At 69.4% G+C, this 6041-nt stretch carries 6 protein-coding genes; 5 read left to right on the forward strand and 1 reads right to left on the reverse strand.

Features of this window, described 5'->3' with window-relative positions:
- Positions 1 to 107: 107 nt before the first annotated feature.
- The 3 genes from VF697_RS39120 to VF697_RS39130 all read left to right on the forward strand — a co-directional run bounded on the left by VF697_RS39120 (position 108) and on the right by VF697_RS39130 (position 3202).
- On the forward strand, positions 108 to 1244 hold the full coding sequence (locus tag VF697_RS39120; protein WP_331103224.1) for an acyl-CoA dehydrogenase family protein: 1137 nt from the start codon (positions 108 to 110) through the stop codon (positions 1242 to 1244).
- Between the two features lie 150 nt (positions 1245 to 1394).
- A complete protein-coding gene (locus tag VF697_RS39125; protein WP_331103227.1) occupies positions 1395 to 2192 on the forward strand; it encodes an electron transfer flavoprotein subunit beta/FixA family protein in 798 nt (265 codons plus the stop codon).
- Between the two features lie 41 nt (positions 2193 to 2233).
- Positions 2234 to 3202, forward strand: a complete 969-nt coding sequence (locus VF697_RS39130; RefSeq protein WP_331103229.1) for an electron transfer flavoprotein subunit alpha/FixB family protein — start codon at positions 2234 to 2236, stop codon at positions 3200 to 3202.
- A gap of 103 nt (positions 3203 to 3305) precedes the next feature.
- Here the strand turns inward: VF697_RS39130 and VF697_RS39135 are convergent, their stop codons facing one another.
- Positions 3306 to 3785, reverse strand: coding sequence for a cytochrome c oxidase assembly factor Coa1 family protein (locus VF697_RS39135; RefSeq protein WP_331103231.1), 480 nt, complete (start codon positions 3783 to 3785; stop codon positions 3306 to 3308).
- A gap of 175 nt (positions 3786 to 3960) precedes the next feature.
- Here VF697_RS39135 and VF697_RS39140 point away from each other — a divergent pair, with 175 nt between their 5' ends.
- Both VF697_RS39140 and VF697_RS39145 read left to right on the forward strand, forming a co-directional pair.
- Entirely contained in the window at positions 3961 to 4893 is a 933-nt protein-coding gene (locus VF697_RS39140) for a DMT family transporter (RefSeq protein ID WP_331103234.1), read from the forward strand.
- 112 nt (positions 4894 to 5005) lie between these two features.
- Positions 5006 to 5983, forward strand: a complete 978-nt coding sequence (locus tag VF697_RS39145; protein ID WP_331103236.1) for an MBL fold metallo-hydrolase — start codon at positions 5006 to 5008, stop codon at positions 5981 to 5983.
- Positions 5984 to 6041 lie beyond the last annotated feature (58 nt).

The following is a 6041-nucleotide window of genomic DNA, read 5'->3' on the forward strand; positions in this document are numbered from 1 at the left end:
CCCAGGCTCTACAACATGATCAGCGGCGGCTCGCTCCTCACCGGTCCGTGAGACGGTGGTGACGAAAGCCGGCTGCAACGTCGGTACAACCCCCACGAGGTGGTCCCATGGATTTCCAGCTCTCCGAATCCCAGCGTGCCCTGCAGGACATGGCGCGCAAGTTCGCCCGGGAGGTCATTCGTCCCAAGGCGGCCCACTACGATGAGACCGCCCAGTTCCCCCGGGAGATCATCGCCTCGGCCTGGGAGAACGGCCTGCTGAACATGGCCCTGCCGGAGTCGTGTGGTGGCCTGGGCCTGTCGCACCTGGACCAGCTCCTGGCCTACGAGGAGCTGGCGTGGGGCTGCGCCGGCATGGCCACCTCCATCACGGCCAATGACCTGGCCAACCTGCCCATCATCGTGGGCGCCACCGAGGAGCAGAAGAAGCGGCTGCTCACGCCCTTCACCGAGAAGTTCAAGCTGGCCTCCTTCTGCCTCACCGAGCCGGAGGCGGGCTCGGACGTGGCTGGCATGAGCACCACCGCGGTGCGCGACGGCGACCACTACGTCCTCAACGGCGCCAAGTGCTTCATCACCAACGGCGGCCACGCGGACCAGTACACGGTGTTCGCCACGGTGGATAAGGCCAAGAAGCACAAGGGCATTACGTGCTTCGTGGTGGAGGGCCGTCCCAAGGGCCTCACCGTGGGCAAGCACGAGAACAAGATGGGCCAGCGCGCCAGCGACACCGTGGCGCTCACCTTCGAGGACGTGCGCGTCCCGGTGGCCAACCGCATCGGCGAGGAGGGCGAGGGCTGGCGCATCGCCATGGAGACGCTGGACAACAGCCGCCCCGTCACCGCCATGCTCTCGGTGGGCATCGCCCGCGCCGCGCTCGAGTACTCCCTGGAGTACTCCGCCCAGCGCAAGACGTTCGGCAAGCCCATCCGCGAGCACCAGGCCATCCAGTTCATGCTCGCCGACATGGCCATGAACACCCAGGCCGCGCGCCTGCTGTGCTACCAGAGCGCCTGGTTGCTGGACGCGGGCCAGAAGGCCACCCTGGTGTCCTCCTACGCCAAGTGCACGGCCGCCGACATGGCCATGAAGGTCGCCACCGACGCCGTGCAGATCTACGGCGGCTACGGCTACATCAAGGAGTACCCGGTGGAGAAGCTCATGCGCGACGCCAAGCTCATCCAGATCTACGAGGGCACCAGCCAGGTGCAGCGCCTCGTGATCGCGCGCGAGCTGTTCAAGTAGGCAAGAAAAACTGTCCGCTCCTGACTCTTCCCGGTTGCCGGAGCGAGGCGTTGATGCGTAAATCAACGCCTCGCGTACGGCGCGTTGCGTCATGGACGCGCGCCGCTCGCGCCATTTCTGGGAGTACCCGCTCTAAGGAGAAGGACGACCGTGAAGATCCTCGTCACCGCCAAGCGCGTGGAAGACCCCGAGTCCAAGATCAAGGTGAAGCCGGACGGCTCGGGCATCGTTCAAGAGGGGCTCAAGTACAAGATCAACCCCTTCGATGAGATTGGGGTGGAGGAGGGCCTGCGCCTCGTGGCCAAACATGGCGGCGAGGTGGTGGTCGTCTCCATCGGCGGCAAGGAAGTGCAGGAGCAGCTGCGGCACGCGCTGGCCATGGGCGCCGCGCGCGCGGTGTGGGTGAACCACACGGGCCCGTTGGACCAGATGGGCGTGGCGGGCCTGCTGCAGAAGGTGGTGGACAAGGAGAAGCCGGACCTGGTCGTCCTGGGCAAGCAGTCCATCGACGATGACCAGAACCAGGTGGGCCAGTACCTCGCCGAGTACCTGGGCTGGGGTCAGGCCACCTTCGCCTCCAAGGTGGAGTCGCTGGAGAGCGAGCAGGAGAAGAACAAGGTGCCGGCGCTGCAGGTGGGCGCGGACGGCAAGAGCGTGCGCGTGGTGCGCGAGGTGGACAACGGGCTGGCCACGCTCGAGTGCGCGCTGCCGGCGGTGGTCACCACGGACCTGCGTCTGAACCTGCCGCGCTACGCGAGCCTCCCGGGCATCATGAAGGCCAAGAGCAAGCCCATCGAGGAGCTGACGCCGCAGAAGCTGGGCGTGGACGTCACCCCGAAGGTGCAGGTGCTGAAGATGGCGGCGCCGCCTCCGCGCAAGGCCGGCATCAAGGTGCCGGACGTGGCAACGCTGATGGACAAGCTGCGCAACGAGGCGAAGGTCGTCTGACCGGGCCCGTTCCCCTTCCTATTTCGAGATTGGAGCCGAACATGCCGATCGTTCTCATCGTTGCGGAGCAGCAGCCGGACGGGAACCTGCGCAAGGCCACCCTCAACGCCATTGGCGCGGGCAAGCAGCTCGCCGAGAAGGCGGGCGCGGAGCTGCACCTGGTGCTGCTCTCCAAGGATCCTTCCAAGGTCACCGAGGAGCTCAAGGGCCTGGGGGCCAAGGCGGTCCACACCGCCACGGCGCCCGACTTCGAGCACTACCTGGCCGAGACGTACGCCCCGGCCATCGCCGAGCTGGCCAAGTCCATTGGTGCCAACTACGTGGGCATGGCGTCCACCGCCCAGGGCAAGGATCTGCTGCCCCGCGTGGCCGCGCGCCTGCAGGCCGCCATGGCCACGGACATCATGGGCTTTGGCGGGGGCGGCGCGGACGTCACCTTCCACCGGCCCATGTGGGCGGGCAACGTCTTCGCCGAGGTGAAGCTCACCACGCCGGTGAAGGTCTTCACCATCCGCGCCACCGAGTTCCCCGCCGCCGCGGGGGGCCAGGGCGCCGCCGAGGTGAAGGCCTTCTCCCCCAAGGTGGAGACGGGCAAGACGAAGTTCGTCGACTTCAAGGAGGTCAAGAGCGCGCGGCCCGAGCTGACCGAGGCGCGCGTGGTGGTCTCCGGCGGCCGTGGCACCAAGGGCGACTTCAAGGAGATTGAAGCGCTGGCCGACGAGCTGGGCGCCGCGGTGGGCGCCTCGCGCGCGGTGTGCGACGCCGGCTGGGTGCCCAATGACTTGCAGGTGGGCCAGACGGGCAAGGTCGTCGCGCCGCAGCTCTACATCGCCGCGGGTATCAGCGGGGCCATCCAGCACCTCGCGGGCATGAAGAGCTCGAAGACGATTGTCGCCATCAACAAGGACGCCGAGGCCCCCATCTTCCAGGTGGCGGACTACGGGCTGGTGGAGGATCTCTTCAAGGTGCTGCCCGCGCTGCGCGAGGCCATCCACAAGGCCAAGGGCTAGTCGCTCGTGACGTGGGGCCCGGTGCTTCCGGGCCCTGACTCCAGGAGGGGCGGTGGCGAGGACTCCTCGCGCCGCCCTTTCGGCGTTGCGGGGGGACGCTCCCCTAGCGTTCGATGTCCTTCGGGAAGGGGAGGGTGTGGGGGGGCGGCGCGGGCGCGTCTCCGAGCAGGTGGATGGGGGGCTGTCCGGGCACCTCCACCTGGAGGGTGGTGAAAGTCCACGCGTCCCCGTTCTTGTAGGCCTCCATGCGCAGGGTGCCCTCCGCCTTGGGTCCCTTGAGCGGGAGGGTGACGTCGGCCGATTCCTGGTCCCCGCCGGAGTGGATGCGGCCCTGGACCCACAGGCCCTGCTCGATGGGCTCGCCGAGCGCCTGTCGCACCTCGGGGGACTGCCTGGCCAGGGCCACCGCCTCGACGACGGCGCCCGAGCCCCGGAGGGACTGGGTGATGACGCCGAAGAAGACGGCACCCAGGCAGCCACACGACAGCAGCAGCCCGAGGCAGCCCGTGGGCACCACCCACGTCCAGTTGCGACTCCACCAACCCCGCTGGGCGGCCAGCTCGCCTTCTGGCACCGTGTTCATGGATTGTTCCGGCCTCCCTCCGTCCGCCCGAGGGGCGGCTCGCGCCTCCGTCATAGCGGGTCTCGAGTGGTCGACAACAGGGCTGGCGAGCGGGCCGCGTTCCTGGCTTGGGTAGGGGGGAGCGGGTAGCTTCGCACCCGCGTCTCCTTCTTCTTCATCTCGTGAGCGGCCTTCCGTGAGCAGCACCTCCTCTTCCGTGACGACCGACGCCTCGAGCCACCCGGAGGGCAGCACGCGCCTCCAGGCGGATGGGGCCTTGGTCCTCATGACAGCCTTCTGGGGCGTCACCTTCGTCGTGGTGAAGGGGGCGCTGAGCCACGGGGACCCGTACTCCTTCCTCGCGCTGCGCTTCAGCATCGGCGCGCTGGCGCTCACGGCCATTGCCCGGCGGGAGATGCTCGTCCCCCAGACGCTGCGCCGGGGGCTGCTGCTGGGCGTCTTCCTCTTCCTCGGCTTCGTGCTGCAGACGGTGGGGCTGGTGTCCACCACGCCCTCGCGCTCGGCCTTCATCACCGGGCTGTACGTGGTGCTCGTCCCGGTGTTGGGGCTGGCCCTCTTCCGGCGCAGGCCGCGCATCTCCTCATGCGTGGGCGTGGTGCTGGCGGCGGTGGGCCTGCGCTACCTCACCGGCGCGCAGGTGGGGGAGGGGCAGGGCCTGTCCTGGGGAGACTGGCTGACGCTGGGCTGCGCGGTGGCCTACGCCTTCCACATCCTCCTCACCGAGCGCTACGCGCCGAAGTCCGGCGTGGTGGCGCTGGTGGCCGTGCAGCTCTGGGTGGTGGCGGGGCTGTCCGCGCTCTGCCTGCCCTTCGCCGGAGCACGGGTCGAGTGGACGCCGTCCTTCATCGGGGCCGCGGCCTTCTGCGGCCTCTTCGCCAGCGCGATGGCCATCTGCGTGCAGACGTGGGCCCAGGCGCGCACCACCGCGGTGCGCGTGGCGCTCATCTGCTCCATGGAGCCCGTCTTCGCCGGGGTGTACTCGGTGGCGCTCGGCTACGAGACGCTCGGCGTGCGCGAGTGGGTGGGTGGGGGCCTCATCGTGGTGGGCGTGCTGGTGGCCGAGCTGGGGGGCCACTTCTTCGGGCGCCTGCGTCCCGAGCGCGCCTGAGCCTCCCGCGACTGGAGCGCGGGCCCGTCCTCCCGCCTGCCCGGCGCTCGGGCTGACACCTCGGCGAGAAGGCGTGCATGCCCGGCGGGAGCCGCTATACCCAGGGCCTCTCATGAGCGTCGAGCTGCGAAGGAACGGACTGCACCTGACGGGGACGCCCCTGTCCCTGGACGCCAAGCGCAAGTCCCCGCTGTCCTTCGTCAGCCACGGGCACTCGGACCACATCGCCCGGCACGAGCGCACCATCGCCACCGCCGCCACCCTGCGCTTCATGGCGCACCGGCTGGGTCCGCTCCAGGCGCCGCTGTCGGCTCCCTTCTGCCGCCCCTTCGAGCTGGGCTCGCTGACGCTGGAGCTGCTGCCCGCGGGCCACATCCTCGGCAGCGCCCAGCTGCGCGTCATCCGCGAGGACGGCAAGCGCATCGTCTACACGGGCGACCTCAACGTGGCCCCCTCGCTCACCGCCGAGCCGCTCCAGGTGGCCGAGTGCGACATGCTCGTCATCGAGTCCACCTTCGGCCATCCGCGCTACGTCTTCCCGCCCCGCGAGGAGGTGATGGGGCAGGTGGAGTCCTGGGTGCGCCGCCACCAGGAGCGGGGCTCGGTGCCCGTGCTGCTGGCCTACCCGTTGGGCAAGAGCCAGGAGGCGATGAAGTACCTGTCGGATCGCGGCTTCCCGCTGGTGGCCCACTCGTCCATCTACGAGATGACGAAGTTGTACGGCGAGCTGGGCGTTCCCATCGAGCCGCTGCGGTGCCTGGATGGGCGCGTCGAGCCGGGCGAGGTGCTCTTCTTCCCGCCGCACCTGGTGCGGGGGGGAGGCCTCGCGCCCTTCTGGCCACGCGCCACCGCCGTCCTCACGGGCTGGGCGTTGGATGGGCCGGGCGCCTGTCGCCGCTACGGCGCGGACGTGGCCTTCCCGCTGTCGGACCATGCCGACTGCCCGTCGCTGGTGCGCTACGTGAAGGCCACCGGCGCTCGGGACGTCATCACCCTCCACGGTTTCGCCGAGGAGCTGGCCCAGGTGCTGCGCGGCGAGGGCCTGGACGCGCGCGCCCTGGGTCCGCCCAAGCAGCTCGCGCTCTTCTGAGCGCTCCGAGCCCCGCGAAAGACAAACCGGGGAGACGGAGAGCGGCTCCGTATCCCCG

Origin of the sequence: Archangium sp. (assembly GCF_036388035.1) — a bacterium.
Taxonomy (GTDB): Bacteria; Myxococcota; Myxococcia; order Myxococcales; family Myxococcaceae; genus Archangium.